The sequence below is a fragment of the Streptomyces sp. NPDC059008 genome (genome assembly GCF_042749045.1).
Lineage (GTDB): Bacteria > Actinomycetota > Actinomycetes > Streptomycetales > Streptomycetaceae > Streptomyces.
Genome location: NZ_JBHYJC010000005.1, coordinates 42,927 through 61,064 on the forward strand (window position 1 = coordinate 42,927; position 18,138 = coordinate 61,064).

General features: G+C 72.3%; 16 protein-coding genes. 7 read left to right on the forward strand and 9 right to left on the reverse strand.

What is annotated here, in order from left to right:
- Nucleotides 1-25: 25 nt before the first annotated feature.
- Entirely contained in the window at nt 26-949 is a 924-nt protein-coding gene (locus tag ACFWZH_RS09380; RefSeq protein WP_384427399.1) for a LysR family transcriptional regulator, read from the forward strand.
- A 62-nt stretch (nt 950-1,011) separates the two neighbouring features.
- On the opposite strand, the gene ACFWZH_RS09385 is transcribed toward ACFWZH_RS09380, so the two are convergent.
- The 9 genes from ACFWZH_RS09385 to ACFWZH_RS09425 form a co-directional block, all read right to left on the reverse strand.
- Entirely contained in the window at nt 1,012-2,274 is a 1,263-nt protein-coding gene (locus tag ACFWZH_RS09385) for a M6 family metalloprotease domain-containing protein (protein WP_384427401.1), read from the reverse strand.
- A gap of 52 nt (nt 2,275-2,326) precedes the next feature.
- A complete protein-coding gene (locus ACFWZH_RS09390; protein ID WP_384427403.1) occupies nt 2,327-3,592 on the reverse strand; it encodes an alpha/beta fold hydrolase in 1,266 nt (421 codons plus the stop codon).
- A 169-nt stretch (nt 3,593-3,761) separates the two neighbouring features.
- Entirely contained in the window at nt 3,762-4,487 is a 726-nt protein-coding gene (locus tag ACFWZH_RS09395) for a GntR family transcriptional regulator (protein ID WP_384427405.1), read from the reverse strand.
- Nucleotides 4,488-4,534: 47 nt separating this feature from the next.
- Nucleotides 4,535-5,917, reverse strand: a complete 1,383-nt coding sequence (locus ACFWZH_RS09400) for an aldehyde dehydrogenase family protein (protein ID WP_384427407.1) — start codon at nt 5,915-5,917, stop codon at nt 4,535-4,537.
- Nucleotides 5,914-6,918 carry a proline racemase family protein gene (locus ACFWZH_RS09405; RefSeq protein ID WP_384427408.1) on the reverse strand — a complete coding sequence of 335 codons (1,005 nt, stop codon included), beginning with the start codon at nt 6,916-6,918 and terminating at the stop codon, nt 5,914-5,916. Before ACFWZH_RS09405 ends, ACFWZH_RS09400 begins: the two co-directional genes overlap by 4 nt.
- A 30-nt stretch (nt 6,919-6,948) precedes the next feature.
- Nucleotides 6,949-7,857, reverse strand: a complete 909-nt coding sequence (locus ACFWZH_RS09410) for a dihydrodipicolinate synthase family protein (protein ID WP_384427410.1) — start codon at nt 7,855-7,857, stop codon at nt 6,949-6,951.
- A 72-nt stretch (nt 7,858-7,929) separates the two neighbouring features.
- Nucleotides 7,930-9,432 (reverse strand): FAD-dependent oxidoreductase, encoded by a 1,503-nt coding sequence (locus ACFWZH_RS09415; RefSeq protein WP_384427412.1) that lies wholly within the window; start codon nt 9,430-9,432, stop codon nt 7,930-7,932.
- A complete protein-coding gene (locus ACFWZH_RS09420) occupies nt 9,413-9,727 on the reverse strand; it encodes a (2Fe-2S)-binding protein (RefSeq protein ID WP_384427414.1) in 315 nt (104 codons plus the stop codon). The genes ACFWZH_RS09415 and ACFWZH_RS09420 overlap by 20 nt, the downstream gene beginning before the upstream one ends.
- A gap of 53 nt (nt 9,728-9,780) precedes the next feature.
- Nucleotides 9,781-10,935: an NAD(P)/FAD-dependent oxidoreductase gene (locus ACFWZH_RS09425; protein ID WP_384427416.1), complete on the reverse strand. Its 1,155-nt coding sequence runs from the start codon at nt 10,933-10,935 to the stop codon at nt 9,781-9,783.
- A gap of 254 nt (nt 10,936-11,189) precedes the next feature.
- Between ACFWZH_RS09425 and ACFWZH_RS09430 the strand changes: the two genes are divergently transcribed.
- From ACFWZH_RS09430 to ACFWZH_RS09455, 6 genes are all read left to right on the forward strand, one after another.
- Nucleotides 11,190-12,935 (forward strand): ABC transporter substrate-binding protein, encoded by a 1,746-nt coding sequence (locus ACFWZH_RS09430; RefSeq protein ID WP_384427417.1) that lies wholly within the window; start codon nt 11,190-11,192, stop codon nt 12,933-12,935.
- Between the two features lie 14 nt (nt 12,936-12,949).
- Nucleotides 12,950-13,891: an ABC transporter permease gene (locus ACFWZH_RS09435; protein ID WP_384427419.1), complete on the forward strand. Its 942-nt coding sequence runs from the start codon at nt 12,950-12,952 to the stop codon at nt 13,889-13,891.
- Nucleotides 13,888-14,874, forward strand: coding sequence for an ABC transporter permease (locus tag ACFWZH_RS09440; protein ID WP_384427421.1), 987 nt, complete (start codon nt 13,888-13,890; stop codon nt 14,872-14,874). Before ACFWZH_RS09435 ends, ACFWZH_RS09440 begins: the two co-directional genes overlap by 4 nt.
- Nucleotides 14,874-15,878, forward strand: coding sequence for an ABC transporter ATP-binding protein (locus ACFWZH_RS09445; RefSeq protein ID WP_384427423.1), 1,005 nt, complete (start codon nt 14,874-14,876; stop codon nt 15,876-15,878). Before ACFWZH_RS09440 ends, ACFWZH_RS09445 begins: the two co-directional genes overlap by 1 nt.
- A complete protein-coding gene (locus ACFWZH_RS09450; RefSeq protein WP_384427425.1) occupies nt 15,875-16,849 on the forward strand; it encodes an ABC transporter ATP-binding protein in 975 nt (324 codons plus the stop codon). The genes ACFWZH_RS09445 and ACFWZH_RS09450 overlap by 4 nt, the downstream gene beginning before the upstream one ends.
- A gap of 192 nt (nt 16,850-17,041) precedes the next feature.
- On the forward strand, nt 17,042-18,091 hold the full coding sequence (locus ACFWZH_RS09455) for a questin oxidase family protein (protein WP_384427427.1): 1,050 nt from the start codon (nt 17,042-17,044) through the stop codon (nt 18,089-18,091).
- The last annotated feature ends 47 nt before the right edge of the window (nt 18,092-18,138 follow it).

An 18,138-nucleotide genomic window follows, 5' to 3' on the forward strand; every position in this document is an offset into this window, starting at 1 on the left:
ACGCCGCCCCACCCATGGAGGTCCGATGCAGCTGATGCCGGTGAGCCTGGCGTACTTTCTCGAAGTCGCCCGCACGGGGGCGGTGAGCGAGGCCGCCCAGAACCTGCGGGTCGCCCCGTCGGCGATCAGCCGGCAGATCGCCAAGCTCGAATCCGGGGTGGGCGTGCCGCTGTTCATCCGACATCCGCGCGGAATGACCCTGACCGACGCCGGATCTCGTCTGCTGGCCCATGCCCGTCGCAGCGAGGCCGAGTCCTCCGCGCTCCTGACCGAACTGCGCACGGGCAGCGGCGCGGACGCCCGCAACGTCACCGTGGCCTGCTCGGAGGGCTTCGCGCGCCGTCTCGTCCCGCACGCGATGGCGGCCTTCCGGCACGACCACCCGGACGTGACGTTCCAACTCGACCGCGTGCCCCACCAGGAGGCGACCCGCAGGGTGGTCGAGGGAATCGCCGACATCGCCGTCACCTACGCGATGGGCCCGCAGCACGACCTACGGGTGGAGTGCTCCGTCGTGGTACCGATGGCCGCCATCGTCCCGCCCCGACACCCACTCGCCGGCCGGGAACGCGTCGGCCTGGCCGAACTGTGCGCGTACCCCCTCGCCCTGCCCCCGGCCGGAACCACCCAGCGCGACCTCTTCGACACCGGCGTGCAACTGGAGGGCCTGACCGTCCGGCCGGCCCTGGTCTGCGACGCCATGGCCACGAAGTACGAGTTCGTCCGCTCCGGCGGCGGCATCGCACTCGTCGGCAACCTGGGCGACCTGGGCGGCCTGCACCCGGACCCGGTCGCCGAGGGCGTCGTCTACGTGCCGCTCGACCACCCGGTCTTCCGCCGCCGCGAAGCCCAGGTGCAGACGATGCTCGGCCGTCGACTCCCCTGGGCGGCGACAGAGTTCACCGGGTCGCTGGTCGCACTGCTGCGCCCGGCCGGACCGGTGTCATGACCGTCCGGGTCTCGTCCTGTCACCGGCCGACCGGCAGGCCTTCATGACGCCGACGGCGGCCGTTACCGCCCCTGCCCGGTCCGCCCCGTGCTGAGCCGCACCGTGTCCCCCGCCCCGCCGCCCGCGAGGACGTCGATGCGGGCGCCGCTGTCCGGGTCCGTGAAGGTCTGGCCGGGGGTGTAGGCCGCCAGGTCGAGCCCGGTGCAGCCGGTGGCATGCGAGCGGTCGGCGCGTGGCGCCGTCTTCTGGGGGTGGAGGTCGGGCGACGGGCGGGCGGCCGGGTTGCCGTTCATGACCCGGACCGGTCCCTCGCCGGTCGGGACCGCGGAGTCGACCTTGTAGACGAGGACGCCGGCCCGGCACATGTCCCGGTCGTTGCCCACGGCCCGGCGGGACTCCGCGACGTACGCCGTCGTGTCACCGGTGCGCAGTACGGCGATCTTGGTGCCGCCGCGCCGTTCCACCGGGGTCAGGCGCACGGTGCGCCGGCCGGGTGCGGCCAGGCAGGCGACCTGGGCGTCCCGGGTCCAACCGAGTTTCCAGGAGTGCCAGCCCAGGTACTGGGGTGCGTGACCGGCGATATCGCCCATGACGTCCCAGCCGCCGACGTACTGATGGGTGGCGCCGGTGAAGGAGTACAGGTCGGGCAGGCCGAAGGTGTGGCCGGTCTCGTGGTCGGCGACCTTGGGGCCCCAGTGCCACAGGTCCTGGCCGAAGGTCACGGCCCACTTGATGCGGGTGCCGTCGGCGGTCACACCGGACGTGGTCGGGTCGTAGAGGTAGGTCGGGGAGAAGGAGACGGCACTCGCCTCCCTGGTGGGGACGACATAGACCATGTCGTAGCGGGAGAAGTCCGCGTACGGGTCGGCGGCGGCGATCGCGTCGCGTACGTACTTCTCGTGGGCCTCGAAGGTCAGGCCCCGCTCGAAGCCGTAGGAGTCCGCAGCCGCCGGCATGCGGATCCAGCGGTGCAGCGAGGTGAGGGCGAGGCGTGTGCGGCCGTAGCTGGCCGTGCGCAACCAGTCGGCGGCGGGGGCGAGTTGAGCGGCGTACTCGTCGGTGGGGCCGGTGGCCCGGGCATCGGGGAAGTCCACGAACAGCGTCAGGACGCGCCGGGTTCCGGTGGCGGGCTGGAACTGGACGCGGTCGGTGCCGTGGCCTTCGTCGGTCCAGCCGGTTCTGCCGGGCAGCGCGCAGGCGGCCGGAGGCGAAGACCGGTGGGCCACAGGGGCGGGGGCCGCGTTCACCGTCGTGGGGGCGATGAGGCAGGAGGTGAGGGTGAGGGCCGCGGCACAGGGGCGCAGGCGGGTCGGCAGGGCAGGCATGTCACTCCCGTCGGAGGCGATGGCCAGAGGCGGATACGTGGGAACGGTCGGCTCAGGCGCGGCCCGCGGCCAGGTCCATCAGGCGGGCAAGGACGCTGCCGCCCGAAGCGGTGATGCCGTCGTGCTCCCATTCGTTGGTGACCCAGACGCGACCGGCGCCGACTTCGCGCGCCGTGCGCAGGGAGAGGCCCGCGTCGACGTACATGTCGTCGTGGTAGACGGCCGCGGCGAGGGGGACCTCGTTGGCGGCCAGGCGGTGCGGGTCGTAGAGCGGGGGCCAGTCGGTACGCCGGGCCAGGAGGTCCGCGGCCGCTTCGAAGGGGCGCAGGCCCTTGATCTCCCGGAACATCCAGGGATAGATCATTTCCCCGGTGAGCAGGAGCGGGTCCGCCTCCTCCGCGAACTCGGGGAAGTCGGCGAGTGCCCGGGAGGCCGCCCAGCCGGTCGGGCCGGAGCCCTGCCCGTACAGCGTCTCCTGCATGACGGCGAACAGCGGGTTGTCGGTGAAGCCGGTCAGGGCCTCCACCTGGTGGCGGAAGGTGTCGGTCAACTCGCCGTCCGCATCGAGGGATTCGTCGAGCAGCCAGTGGATCCGCTCGAAGCCGTCGCCCATGCCGAGGGCGAGGCCGAGGGTGCGCAGGCGGCGGGTGGTGAGGCGGTCGCCTCCGGGCAGGCGGGCGTCACCGGTGGCGAGGAGGTCAGCGATCTTGCGGAGCCGGGGGGCGTCGTCCGGGTAGCGGGCGTAGAAGTCGAGGACCCGGTCCCGCACCCGCGGATAGGTGCGGGCGTACACGTCGTCGGCGGTCGCGGTGAGTCCGGGCAGGCCGCCGGTGACGTAGCAGGCCCGCAGGCCCTCGGGGGCCCGGGAGAGATAGGTGAGGGTGATGAAGCCGCCGTAGCTCTGGCCGAGCGTCTCCCAGGGTTCCTCGTCGCACAGTTGACGACGTATCAGTTCGGCGTCGGCCACGATCGCGTCGGCGCGGAAGTGGGCCAGATGCGCGGCCAGTCGCGACGGGGAGTCGAACCGTGCGGCCATCCGCGCGGTGACCGGGGTGGAGCGGCCGGTGCCGCGCTGGTCCAGGAGCAGTACCCGGTGGGTCTTCAGCGCCTGGGGCAGCCAGCCCGGCGAACCTGCCGAAGGGCGGGGCGCCTTGCCGCCGGGGCCACCCTGCAAATAGAGCAGCCAGGGCAGTCGCTCACCGGTACGGGCAGGGTCGACGACCTCGCGCGCGAACACCCGCAGGGTCGGGCCGTGGGGAAGGGAGTGGTCCAGCGGGACGGTGAAGAAGTGGTCGGTGGTGGCGTACGCAGGATTCATGGGGCCCTTTCCCGGCGCGGCGAGAGCAGTGGGGTACGACAGGTGAGGTGTGGCGGTGAGGTTGTGAGGTGTGACATTGCATAGCCGGCATCGATCAGCCGCCCTCATTCGAGGAGCACCCGCATGGGCACGGCTCCCCGTCATGGGGAGCCGGCCTCGCCCCCGCGCCTCAGGCGGAGCGCTTGCGCGTACGCCGCGCGGCAGCCCCCTTGGCCTCGGCCGACGAAGGGCTGCCGCCGCCGGCCCACAGCGAGCGGACATGGCCCAGGTGCTTGGCCATGCACTTCTCCGCGCCCTTCGCGTCCCCCGCGAGCATCAGGTCGAGGAGCTCCAGGTGCTCCTCGGCCGAGGGGATCAGGTCACCGCGCTCGTCCAGGGCGGTGAGCCCGTAGAGGCGGGAACGCTTGCGCAGGTCGCCGACGGTCTCGACGAGGCGGTCGTTGCCGCAGAGCGCGAGGAGCGAGAGATGGAACTGCCGGTCGGCCTCCAGGTAGCCGATGAGGTCGTGCTCACGGGCGGCCCGGACGATCTCCTCGGCGACCGGGCGCAGCGCCTCCAGATCCTCTCGCGCCACGCTTCGGGTGACCCGGCCGATCATGGGGATCTCGATCAGCGCGCGGATCTCGGTGTACTGGTCGAGGTCGCGCTCGCTGACCTCGGTGATCCTGAAACCCTTGTTCCGGACGGGCTCGACCAAACCCTCGCGGGCCAGGTCGAGCATCGCCTCACGTACCGGGGTGGCGGAGATACCGAAGTCCTCGGCGAGCGTGGGCGCCGAATACACCACACCCGGACGCAGTTCGCCGGAGATCAGGGCCGCTCGCAGGGCGTTGCCGACCTGGTCGCGCAGCCGCTCCCGGCCGACGTTGAGGTCGCGGTGCTTCAGGTGCCCCATGGCGGTGGTGGTCCCTTCGGTCTGGTATGGACCACCACCGTACAATGTCACGTTGCTCCAGCGGGCGACAGGGTGTAGGTCCGGCTGGAGGTGTAAAACTCCAGCGCCGCCCGGCCCTGTTCACGCGGCCCGTGACTGGATGCCTTGACGCCGCCGAACGGCAGGTGGAAGTCGACGCCGGTGGACGGTGCGTTGATCCGGATCATCCCGGTGTCGAGCAGGTCCAGTCCGCGCAGCGCGGCGTCCAGGTCGGCGGTGTGGACCGAGGTGACCAGGCCGTACGGCACGGAGTTGGCGATCCGCACCGCATGGGCCAGGTCGTCGGCGGGCAGCAGGACCGCGAGGGGCCCGAAGACCTCCTCGCACAGCAGGCGGTGCCCCGCGGGGACCTTCTCGACCAGTGTCGGCGCCGCGTACCAGCCGGGCCCGTCGGGCACGGTGCCGCCGGCCAGCGCGCCCAGGCCGTGCCAGGCGTCACGGACCCGGTCGCGGGCGCATTGGTTGATGAGCGGCCCGCTCACCGTTGCCCCGTCGGCCGGATCGCCGACCGGGACGCTGCGCAGCGCTTCGGAGAGCGCCTCGCGCAGCGGATCGAGGGCCGCACCGACCGCGATGACACGGCTGGTGGCGGTGCACTTCTGGCCCGCGTACCCGGCGATGGCAGCGGCTGTGTGGGCCGCGGCCTGCTCGATGTCGGCGTCGGGCAGGACGATCGCCGCGTTCAGGCCGCCCATCTCGGCCTGCACCGGAACACCCCGTTCCGTGGCAGCGCGGGCCACGGCCCGGCCCACGGTGGTCGAGCCGGTGAAGGAGACCACGTCGGCGGCGGAGACGAGCGCGTCGCCCTCCGTCGCCCCGCCGGGCAGGACGGTGAACACCCCGGCGGGCAGGGCCCGTTGGACGATCTCGGCCAGGCGCTGCGCGCAGGCGGTGGCCTCGGGGGCGGGCTTGAGGACGACCACGTTGCCGGTCGCGAGCGCCGGGGCGGCCTTCCAGCTCGGAATGGCGAAGGGGAAGTTCCAGGGCGTGATCAGCCCGGCCACCCCGTGCGGGCGGCGGCGGGTGAGCAGCAGGCCGGGGCCCGCGGCGGTCTCGTGGACGGCGCCGACGGCTTCGTACGGGGCCTGGGCGTAGTAGCGCCAGATCGCGACGGTGCGTGCGACTTCGGCCCGGGCCTCGGCGAGCGGCTTGCCCACCTCGCGGACGGCGAGTGCGGTCAGCTCGGCCGCGGCGGCGTCGAGGGCGGCGGCGACCGCACCAAGGGCGGCCGAGCGGGCGGCCGCCCCACCGAGCAGCCACTCGGGCTGGGCGGCGCGGGCCCGCTCCACCGCGTCGGCCGCCGCGAAGGCACCGGGCGCCGGAACCCGAACGAGCACGTCGGACGGGTCGGTCGGATTGCACGACGTGATGAGGGGTACGGCGTCGGTCACAGGAGGAAACCTCCGGGGAAGGGGTCGTCCGGGTCGAGGAAGTACTGGGCGGTGCCGGTGATCCAGGCGCGTCCGGTGACGGTCGGCACGACGGCGGGCAGCGCGCCCACGGTGGTCTTCTCGACCAGACGGCCGGTGAAGCGGGTACCGATGAAGGACTCGTTGACGAAGTCCTGGCCGAGCGGCAGCTGACCGCGGGCGTACAGCTGGGCCATCCGGGCCGAGGTGCCCGTACCGCACGGGGAGCGGTCGAACCAGCCGGGATGGATGGCCATGGCGTGCCGCGAGTGGCGGGGGCCGGAGCCGGGAGCGGCGAGGTAGACGTGCTTGACTCCGGCGATCTCCGGCCGCTCGGGGTGGACGGGCCGCTCCGGTGAGGCGTTGATCGCGTCCATGATGGCGAGCCCCGCGGCCAGCAGGTCGTCCTTGCGCGCACGGTCGAACGGCAGCCCCAGCGCGTCGAGTTCGACGAAGGCGTAGAAGTTCCCGCCGAACGCCAGGTCGTAGGTGACCGTGCCGTATCCGGGCACGGCGACCTTGCTGTCCAGCGCGGCGCAGAACGCCGGCACGTTGGTGAGCGTGACCGCTGTGGCCACGCCGTCGGCCACCTGGACCTCGACGGTCACCAGCCCCGCCGGGGTGTCGAGCCGGACCGTGGTGACCGGTTCGGTGACCGGCACCATGCCGGTCTCGACCAGGACGGTGGCGACCCCGATCGTTCCGTGCCCGCACATCGGGAGCAGCCCGGAGACCTCGATGTAGAGGACTCCGTAGTCGGCATCGGGGCGGGTGGGCGGCTGGAGGATGGCGCCGCTCATGGCGGCATGGCCACGCGGCTCGTACATCAGGAGCGTCCGGAGATGGTCCATGTGCTCGATGAAGTACGTCCGCCGCTCGGCCATCGTGGCGCCGGGGACGACCCCGACGCCGCCGGTGATCACTCGCGTGGGCATGCCCTCGGTGTGCGAGTCGACGGCGTGGAAGACATTGCGGGTGCGCACGGGCTTCCTTTCGACGGTCCGGTGGTGTGGTCAGCGGTGGCCGTCGGCGACGGCCTTCTCGGTGGCGGCCCGCACCGCCGCCTCGATCTCCCGCGTGAGCGGGGAACGCGGCGGACGCGTGGGCCCGCCCCGCCGCCCGACGACGTCCATGGACAGCTTGATGGACTGGACGAACTCCGTCTTGGAGTCCCACCGCAGCAAGGAGTGCAGGGACTTGTAGAGCGGCAGGGCCGTGGCCAGGTCGCCGGCGACGGCGGCGTGGTACAGCGCGGCGCAGCCGGCGGGGAAGGCGTTGGGGTATCCGGCGATCCAGCCGACGGCACCGGCGGTGGCGAGTTCGAGCAGCACGTCGTCGGCGCCGATCAGCAGATCGAGCTCCGGGGCGAGTTCGGCGAGCTCGTACGCCCTGCGGACGTCACCGGTGAACTCCTTCACGGCGACGATGCTGCCGTCCTGGTGCAGCCGGGCGAGCATGCCGGGGGTGAGATCGACCTTGGTGTCGATGGGGTTGTTGTACGCGACGACCGGCACCCCGACCCGGGCGACCTCGGTGTAGTGGGCGCGCACGCCCCGCTCGTCGGCCCGGTAGGCGTTCGGGGGCAGCAGGAGCACCGAGCCGCAGCCCGCTTCGGCCGCCTGCTCCGCCCAGTGCCGGGCTTCGGCGCTGCCGTAGGCGGAGACGCCGGGCATGACGCGCGCCCCGTCGCCCGCGGCCTCGACCGCGGTCCGCACCACGCGGGCCCGCTCCTCGTCGGTGAGGGTCTGGTATTCGCCGAGCGAGCCGTTGGGCACGACGCCGTCGCAGCCGCTCGCGAGGAGCCAGCGGACGTGCTCGGCGTAGGCGTCGTAGTCGACGGACAGGTCGTCCCGCAGGGGCAGGGCGGTGGCGACCATGATGCCGCGCCAGGGGCGGGTGGTGTTCCAGGTGGTGGCGGTCATGCCGCGAAACCTCTCTAGGATGTGTGACATGTTACTGAGCCGTGCCCCGTCCGAGGGCGGCTCGGCTCGAGGTCAGCCGCCGGGGGCGGCGTCGGGATCGGCTTCGGTGTCGGTGTGGTCCCCCGGCTCGTGCCTGACGGGGTCGTCCAGGGCGGCGAGCGCCGAGAGCGGGACGGGGGCGGCGAAAGGGCGGCGCTCGGCCGGGGGTTCGGCGGCCTGGTCGCGGGCGGCCAGACAGGCCACCCCCGGACCGCACATCCGGCCCTGGCACCAGCCCATACCGGCCCGGGTCAGCAGTTTGACGGTGCGCGCGTCGCGCGCTCCGAGGTCCTCGACGGCCTCGCGGATGCGCCCGGCGGTGACCTCCTCGCAGCGGCACACCTCGGTGTCGTCCGTGAGCCAGCGCGGCCACCCCGGACCCGGCGCATGGGCGGCGGTCATCGCGTCGGCGAAGGCGCGCATCCGGCCGATCCGGCGCTGGAGTTCCCGGACCCGTCCCGGATGGGCGGGGCGGTCAAGGATCCGGGCGGCCACCGACACTCCGGCCAACTCACCCTCGGTGCGGGCAAGTTGGGCACCGCCCACTCCCCCGGTCTCACCCGCCGCCCACAGGCCGCGTACCGATGTCTCCTGAAGGCCGTCCAGGGTCAGGGCGCTGGTGCCGTCGGACAGCGGGCGGGTGGCGCAGCCGAGCGCCGTGGCCAGTTCGATCTGGGGAACGAGGCCGTGTCCGACCGCCAGCGCGTCGCAGTCGATCCGTCGCCCCGTCCCCCGTACGGGACGCCAGTCGCCGTCGAGACGAGTGACGGTGACGGCCTCCACCCGATCGGTGCCGTGCACCTCGGTGACCGCGCTGCGCATCCGCACCCGCACCCGGTGCCACAGCAGCGCGGCGCCGTGGACCAGCGCCTCGGCCGCCTTGTGCGGGTTTCCGACGAGCGCCCGGGGGTGCCGGGCGTACCGCAGGTAGCCGGATGCCTCGACGACGGCCGGCACCCTCGCGCCGGCGGCGGCCAGCGAGGAGGCGACCGCGAGCAGCAGGGGGCCGCTGCCCGCCACCACGACCCGCCGCCCGGGCAGCACCAGGCCGGACTTGAGCATGGCCTGCGCCCCACCGGCACCCACGACGCCGGGCAACGTCCAGCCGGGGAAGGGGAGTTGACGTTCATAGGCGCCGGTCGCCAGGAGCACCGCGCGGGCCGCTACCCGCACGGGTCGCTCGCCGCCGCCGTCGGCCCCGGTGACGGCGTGCACCGCCCACGGCCCTTCGGCGGCCCCGGCATCCTCCTCCCGCGTCACACTCCACACATGATGTCCGGGAAGATGACGGACCTCGCTCCGCGCCAGCCGTCGGCACAGGTCGGCGTAGGCGGACCAGTCATGGTGCAGCGCCTCGGGCCGGACGGCCCCCATGACGGGCGCCGGGGTGCGGTAGAACTGTCCGCCCGTCTGCGTGGAGGTGTCCAGCAGGGCGACGGACAGACCGAGTTCACCCGCCGCGACGGCTCCGGCGAGACCGGCGGCGCCCGCACCGATCACCACCAGGTCGTACGGTTCAGACTCCGAGCGAGGCACGGCCGTGTCCTTCCTGAGTGGTGATGGTGTCCCCCGGCCGGGCCGGAACCAGGCAGGCCCGCCGATTGGGCTCTCCGTTGATGGTGGCGAGGCAGTCGTAGCACTGGCCGATGCCGCAGAACGCGCCCCGCGGGCGCCCGCCACCGCGGGTGGTGCGCCAGGCGAGGATTCCGGCACCCCACAGCGCGGCGGCGACGGACTGGCCGGGCAGTGCGGTCAGGGCGCGCCCGTCGAACGTGATCTGGAACGGCGGACCGGGCTGAGCGCCGACCAGCTCGGCGGGGGTACGGGCCACGGATCCTCCTTTCATGGCAGTCGTGGCAGACAGGGCAGTCGTGGCAGACGGTCTCAGGCGGTCGACGCGAAGCGGTCCGGCCTGAACGGGGAGATGTCGAGGGGCGGTTCGCCGCCGGTCAGCGATCGTGCGACGGCCAGTCCGGTGGCGGGGGCCAGGCCGATCCCCGCACCCTCGTGACCGCAGGCGTGCAGCAGGCCGGGGATGCGCGGGTCGGGGCCGATGGCGGGCAGGTGGTCGGGGAGGTACGGGCGGAAGCCGACGTAGGTGCGCATCGCCCGGACCCCGGCAAGAACCGGGAAGAGCGCGGTGGCCTGGGCCGCCAGGCGTCGCAGCACCTCGACCGACAGCGTGCGGTCGAAGCCGACCCGCTCCCGGCTGGCGCCGATCAGCACCGGGCCCGCCGGGGTGCCCTCCACCACCGCCGAACTCTGCAGTCCGGCGGAGCCGCTGGCCACATCCGCGACGTAGTCGGCCGCGTACACCTTGCGGCGGACGACGCGCGGCAGCGGCTCGGTGACCAGGACGAAGCCCCGGCGGGGCCGTACGGGAAGCTCGACACCCGCGAGGCGGGCGAGATCACCGCTCCAGCTTCCGGCGGCGTTCACCACATACGGGGCGTGCAGCTCCCCGGCCGCCGTACGCACCCCCCGGATCTCGCCGCTGGCCCCCGTGAGCAGGCCGGTGACCTCCTCGCCGAGGCGCAGCCGGACCCGGTCGCCGCCCGCGCGCAGCAGATGCGCGGCGGCGAGCGCCGGCATCACCTGCGCGTCCTGGGGGTAGTGGAAGCCACCGGCCAGGCCGTCGGCGAGATGGGGTTCCAGGTCGTGCAGGCCGTCGGCCGGGACCTCGTCCGCCGTGACACCGGACGTGCACTGCCGGGCCGCGAAGCTCCGCAGCGCGGCCATCCCGGCCTCATCGGAGGCGACGACCAGTCCGCCTTTGGGTTCGTACTCGACTTCCGGCGGGAGTTCGTCGGCCAGCTCCCGCCACAACTCGGTGGACAGCAGGGCAAGTTCGAGTTCGGGGCCCGGCTCCTTGTCGGAGACCAGGAGGTTGCCCTCGCCGGCCCCGGTCGTGCCGCCCGCCACAGGGCCGCGGTCGAGCACGGTGACGCGGAGGCCGGACCGGGCGGCGTAGTGGGCGCAGGCCGCGCCGATCACGCCCGCCCCGACGACGATGACGTCTGCGGAGTTCCTCGTGAGCACGACAGTAATATTTCACATTGCACTGCGAGTGCCAAGAGGTTCGACCAACTGCCGAGCGGTTTCCCCTCTCCCATTCCCTCCCCACCTCGACCGCGTCCGTGTCGCCAACTGCAGCCCCCGCGGGCACGGGTGAGGAAAGAAGTCTCCGACACCTTGTCAGTGCAATTTCACATTACTATGTTACCGGTCACATTCCAGCCTCCCTCCCGTCAGCCCGCCCCTGGCTGTCCGACTGCTTCCCGGAGTGACCCCCCATGGACAAACGCACCTGTACCGCCCTGGCCGCCACGCTGGTGACGGCCCTCGCCCTCGGCACGGCCGGCTGTTCCGGCGGACGGACGGTGGACGGCACCCGCGGCCGCAAGAACCCCGCAACGGCCAACATCGGCCGGGTGGTCGGCGGCCCGCCGACGAAGGGCGGCACCCTCACCGTCCTGTCCAACCAGGACTTCACCCACCTCGACCCGGCCCGTAACTGGGTGATGAACGACATGGATTTCGGGACCCGGCTGCTCTACCGCACCCTGGTGTCGTACCGAGCCGCCCCCGGAGCCGCCGGCGCCGAGCTGGTCCCCGACCTCGCGACCGACCTCGGCACACCCTCCAACGGCGCCAAGACCTGGACCTTCCACCTCAAGCCGGGGGTCAGGTACGAGGACGGGACGCCGGTCACCGCCCAGGACATCAAGTACAACGTGGAGCGGTCCTTCTCCCCGGACCTGCCCGGCGGCTCCGACTACGCGGCCCGCTACCTCAAGGGCGCCAAGGGCTACCAGGGCCCGGCCAAGGACCAGCACCTGGACTCCATCACGACGCCGGACGACAGGACGATCGTCTTCGAACTGCGCAAGCCCTTCGCCGAGTTCCCCAACGCGACGGTGATGCCCACCTTCGCCCCGGTGCCGAAGGCGAAGGACCAAGGGCCCCGGTACGACAACCGGCCGTTCTCCTCGGGGCCGTACAAGATCGAGACGTACCAGCGCAACAAGAAGCTGGTCCTGGTCCGCAACCCCCACTGGAACCCCGAGACGGACGGCATACGCAAGGCCTACCCGGACAGGCTGGTGATGCTGATGGGGCTCAAGCCCAACCAGATCGACGACCGGATGATCGCCAGCCAGGGCACGGACGCCTCCGCCGTCCCGTGGTACGCGCTGCGGCCGGAGAGCGCGGCGAAGGTGCTGCCCGACGCCGACGTGCGCAAGCGGCTGCTCGCCGAGTCGACCAACTGCACCGACATGGTGCAGATGCACACCGGGCGGGCCCCGTTCGACGACGTGAAGGTCCGTCAGGCCGTGCAGTACGCCCTCGACAAGGAGGTCGTGATCACCGCCTCCGGCGGTCCCGCCTTCAACGACGTCTCCACGGCCTACATGCCCGCAACCCTCTTCGACGGCGAGCAGCCCGACACCCTGAAGATCCCCGCCACCGGTGATGCGGAGAAGGCCAAGCGGCTGCTGAAGGAGGCCGGCAAGCCGAACGGCTTCACCACCGCGATGACGGTCTCCAACGGTGACAAGGGGCGGGCCGAGGCGATCCAGCAGTCGCTCGCCAAGGCCGGGATCACGGTCACCATCGAGACGGTCGACCCGTCCGCGTTCTACGCCGCCATCGGCGACACCGCCCACCGCACCGATCTGGTCTACACCGGCTGGTGCCCGGACTACCCGTCCGGCTCGACCTTCCTGCCCTTCGTCTTCGACGGCCGCTACATCAAGGACAAGGGCAACCTCGGCAACCACTCCCTCTTCCGCGACACGGCGACCATGAGGCGGATGGACGAGATCGCCGCGATGACCGATGCCAAACAGGCCGTCGCCGCCTGGCGCGAGTTGGACGGCCGGATCCTCGCCAAGGCCCCGGCCGTACCCGTACTGGTCCGGCGGTGGCCGCTGGTGGTGGGAACCAACATCGCGGGCGCGTACGGGCAGACCTCCTTCGGCGGTCAGCTCGACTACGCGTCGGTCGGCCTCAAGGACCCCGCCGAGAGCAAGGGCTGAGGAGCTCCCCCACCATGGCCACCACCTCCCTGTCCGCGCCCGCCGCCACCGCCCCGGCGGGCAGCGGCCCCTGGCGACTCGCCCTCCGCGAGTTGCGCCGCCGTACCTCCGTGAAGGTCTCCCTCGTCGTCGTCGCGCTCTTCGCGCTCATGGCGGTCGCCGCCCCGCTGCTCAGCAGGCTGGGCGGCTGGTCCCCCGAGGAGTTCGACAAGAACGCCGTCGATCCCTACCTCGGCGGGCAGCCGATCGGCCCGCTCGGCGGCGTCTCCGCCGACCACTGGCTCGGCGTCGAACCCGTCACCGGCCGCGACCTGTTCGCCCGGGTCGTCCACGGTGCCCAGGTGTCCCTGCTCATCGCCTTCGCCGCCACCGCGATCATCGTGATCACCGGCACGGCGGCGGGGATCGCCGCCAGCTACTTCGGCCGGCGCACCGACACGGTGCTCTCCCGGCTCATGGACCTGACGATGTCCTTCCCCTCCCTCATCTTCATGATCGCGATGATGTCGGTGGCCCGGGACGTCAACCGGATCGCGCTGATGACCGCCGTGATCGGGCTCTTCGGCTGGCCCGGCATCGCCCGTGTGGTGCGCGGTCAGACGCTCTCGCTCAAGCACCACGAGTATGTGGACGCCGCCCGCGTCGGCGCTTCGGGCCCCTGGCGGATCCTCACCCGCGACATCCTTCCGGGCACCGCCGGACCCGTCATCGCCTACACCACCCTGATCATCCCCGGGACGATCGCCACCGAGGCGGCCCTGAGCTATCTGGGCGTCGGCGTCCGCCCGCCCACCCCCTCCTGGGGGCAGATGATCGCCGAGAGCGTCGCCTTCTACGACACGGACCCCATGTACTTCGTCGTTCCCAGCACCTGTCTCTTCCTCACCGTGCTCGCCTTCACCCTGCTGGGCGACGCGCTACGCGACGTGCTCGACCCGAGAGGCAGTCGCACGTGATCCTCTACCTCGGCCGCCGGCTGCTCGGCGTCGTCGGTGTCCTGGTCGCCGTCGCCGCCGTCACCTTCCTCATCTTCTACGTACTGCCCTCCGACCCCGCCGCCGCGGCCTGCGGCAAGTCGTGCAGCACCGAGCGCCTGGCGGCGATCCGCGCCCACATGGGCCTGGACCGGCCGCTGTGGCGCCAGTTCGCGGACTTCACCACCGGCATCTTCACCGGCCGCACCATGGGCGGCGGCCGGTACGCGCTGCACTGCGACTTCCCGTGCCTGGGCTACTCGTACGAGAACAGCGAGGGCGTCTGGGACCTGCTCATGGACCGGCTGCCGGTCTCCGCCTCGCTCGCCCTGGGCGCCGCGGTGATCTGGCTGGTCCTCGGCCTGACCGCGGGAGTCACCGCCGCCCTGCGCAAGGACACCCTCACCGACCGCGCCCTGATGGTCGGCGCGGTCGCCGCCGCCTCCCTGCCCGTCTACTTCACCTCGGTGATGCTCATCTACGGACTGATCCGGACAGCGGGACTCCTCCCCTATCCGAAGTACGTGGAGTTCGCCTCCGACCCACTCCACTGGGCCTCCAACCTGCTGCTGCCGTGGCTGGCCCTGGCCGTCCTGTATGCGGCCATGTACGCGCGCCAGAGCCGCAGTTCGATGATCGAGACGATGGCGGAGCCGTTCATCCGCACCGCTCGCGCCAAGGGTCTGCCGCGCCGCACGGTGGTCGTCAAGCACGGGCTGCGGGCCGGTATGACGCCCATCCTCACCATCTTCGGGATGGACCTGGGCGGCCTGCTCGCGGGTGCGGTGATCACCGAGTCGATCTTCGGGATCCCCGGCATCGGGCGGCTCTTCTACGGCGCGCTGTCCACCGGTGACCAGCCGGTCGTCCTCGGTGTCACGCTCTTCGCCGCCACCTTCATCGTCGTCGCCAACCTGGCCGTCGACCTGCTGTACGCCGTCGTCGATCCCCGAGTGAGGTACTGATGAGCGCCCACGAACCCGTGCTCTCGGTACGGGACCTGACGGTCTCCTTCGCCACCGAGCGCGGTCCGGTGCGGGCCGTGGACGGCCTCGGCTTCGACGTACGGCGGGGAGAGACCCTCGGCATCGTCGGCGAGTCCGGATCCGGCAAGTCCGTCACCTCCCTGGCGGTGATGGGGCTGCACACCGGCGCCTCGGTCACCGGCTCCATCACCCTGGGCGGCCGGGAGTTGACCGGCCTGGCGGAGCGCGAGCTGAACCGGCTGCGCGGCCGCCGAATGGCGATGGTCTTCCAGGACTCGCTCTCCAGCCTCCATCCGTCCTACACCGTGGGCGAGCAGATAGCCGAGCACCACCGCGTGCACTTCGGCAGCGGTCGAAAGGCCGCCCGTGAGCGGGCGGTCGAGGCGCTGGCCGAGGTCGGCATCCCCGAGCCACGGCGCCGGGCACGGGAGCACCCGCATCGCTTCTCCGGCGGTATGCGCCAGCGGGTGATGATCGCCATGGCCCTGGTCTGCGAACCGGAGCTGCTCATCGCGGACGAGCCGACCACCGCCCTGGACGTCACCGTCCAGGCGCAGATCCTCGAACTCCTCGCCCGGCTCCAACAGGACCGGGGACTGGCCGTCATCATGATCACGCACGATCTGGGGGTGGTGGCCCGTGTCGCCCACGAGGTCCTGGTGATGTACGGGGGCAGGGCCGTCGAACGGGCCGATGTGGACACCCTGTTCGCGGCACCGGCCCACCCCTACACCCGCGGTCTGCTCGACTCCCTGCCGCGCCTCGACGACCGCGACGACGCACCTCTGCGCGCGATCCCCGGCAGCCCGCCGTCCCTGCTCACCCCCGCCCCCGGCTGCGCCTTCGCACCCCGCTGCCCCCGGATCGCCGGCGCCCCCGCCCAGGAGCGCTCCCGCTGTGCGACGGACCTCCCCCTCCTCGACGGCCCGGCCGGGCACCGGGCCGCCTGCCACTTCCCGGCGTACGAAGGCATGGCCTCATGACATCCACCGCACCCCTGTTGTCCGTACGGAACCTGACATCGACGTTCCCCGGACGGCGGCGATCCGCCCCGGTCCGCGCCGTCGACGGCATCACCTTCCATGTGGCGGCGGGCGAGACGCTGGGCCTGGTCGGCGAGTCCGGCTGCGGCAAGTCCACCACCGGCCGCACGATCGTCCGGCTCCTGGAACCCACCGCGGGCGCCGTCATCTACGACGGACGTGACATCAGCCATCTGTCACAGCGCGAACTGAAGCCGCTCCGCAAGGACTTGCAGATGGTCTTCCAGGACCCGCACTCCTCGCTCAACCCGCGCCAGACGGTGGCCCGGATCATCGCCGATCCGCTGCTGGCGCAGGGCGGTTCGAGCGCCGACGCCCGTACCCGGGCCGCCGAGCTGATGGAGCTGGTGGGCCTGCTCCCCGAGCACATCGACCGCTATCCGCACGAGTTCTCCGGCGGCCAGGCACAGCGCATCGGCATCGCCCGCGCGCTGGCCACCGGCCCCCGCCTGGTCGTCGCCGACGAACCGGTCTCCGCCCTCGACGTCTCCGTCCAGGCCCAGATCGTCAACCTGATGGAGCGGCTCCAGCACGAACTCGGCCTGGCCTACCTCTTCATCGCCCACGACCTGTCGGTCGTCAAGCGGGTGTGCGACCGGGTCGCCGTGATGTACCTGGGCCGGATCGTCGAGATCGGCCCGAAGCAGCAGGTGTACGCCACCCCGGCCCATCCGTACACGCGCGCGCTCCTGTCGGCGGTACCGCTGCCCGACCCGGCCGCCGAACGGACCCGCGAGCGGATCACCCTGCTCGGGGATCCACCGAGCCCGGCCGCTCCCCCACCCGGCTGCACCTTCCACCCGCGCTGTCCCAAGGCCCAGGAGATCTGCCGCGTCGCACCGCCCTCCCTCCAGAGCACGGTGCCGGGGACGACGCGACAGGTGGCGTGCCACTTCCCCGAAGCGGCCTGAAGCGGCCTGAAGCGGCCCGAGCACGGCGGTGCCCCGGCTCCTCGGGAGATCCGGGCCACCGCCGTCCGCGTCCGCGGGACCGGGCACCCGCTCCGCCGCCACAGCGGCAAGGCCGAAAACGTGCGGCGCAGGCCGAACGTCTTAGGTCTCTGGCCCGTTACGCCCCCGGTTTCACCGACCTAGCCTCTGGCCATGGATACGACGAGCGGAACACTCGGCGAGGCCCTGCAGCGGCTGCACGCCTCCGGTCCCGAGTTCAAGGGGTTTCTGAGCAATCACGGCCCGATGGCCGTCGAGGCCATGGTCCGCAACGGACAGGCCCGTACCGTCCACCGCTGGCTCGACACGTACGAGCACAAACTGGAGGACGTACCCCGTGCCCGCGCCCCCATCACCGACGCCGACTGGCGGGAGGCACTGGGGGATACGGGCCGGGTCACGGACTGGACCGCGTACTTCGGCGGTCAGGTCACCGAGCGGCCCTGGCGCAAGGTCCTCGCCGAGTGGTGGCCGCGGCTGCTGCCCGGCATCGCGGGCGCCGCCACCCACCCCGTCATCCGCGTGGGCCACGCCGTGCGCAGCCTGCTGACGGAGGGTGAGGAGGGCTTACGCGTCGCGGAGTTGGCGCATGCGCTCGGCTACTGGGCCGCCCGCCATCTGCTCCTGCCCACCGCCGTCCGGCCGGCCGGCGATGCCACTCCGGCGGCGGCGCTGGCCGCCCTCCCCCGCGTCGCCGACCGGGGGCTGACGCCCGTGCAGGGGTACGCCCGACTTCCGCAGACTCCTGGATGGTTGGAGACCACCGAGTCGCTGCACGTCCCCGACGACCCCGAGGCCGTACGCGGGCGGCTGGCCGCACTCGTACGGGCCGCCACCCTCAACTACGCCGACCACGGCCATGGCGACGGCATCATGCTGGTGCACGCCGCCACCGCGCCGAACGCGGTGCTGCGGACGCTGCCCGCGCTCCCCCGGGAGCTGTGGGCCGACTCCTTCGCCGCGGCCTGGGCGGCGGCGTCGGCGATCACCGCCCTCTACGCCGCCGACACCCCGCTTCCGGCACCCGACGCCGCCTCGGTCACTCCCGAAGAGGTCTTCGAGCGGGCGGTCGCCAACGGCAACGAGCATGCGATCAAGTTCGCGGACACCGCACTGGACGTGGCGGCGGCCTCCGAGGACGGCGACACCCGCGCCCTGTCGGCGGCGCTGAACGCCGTGCGGCTGATCGACGAGGACGACTGAACCGGACCGGCGTACGCGCCGCGGCGCGGCCGGCCGGTCGCGCCCGC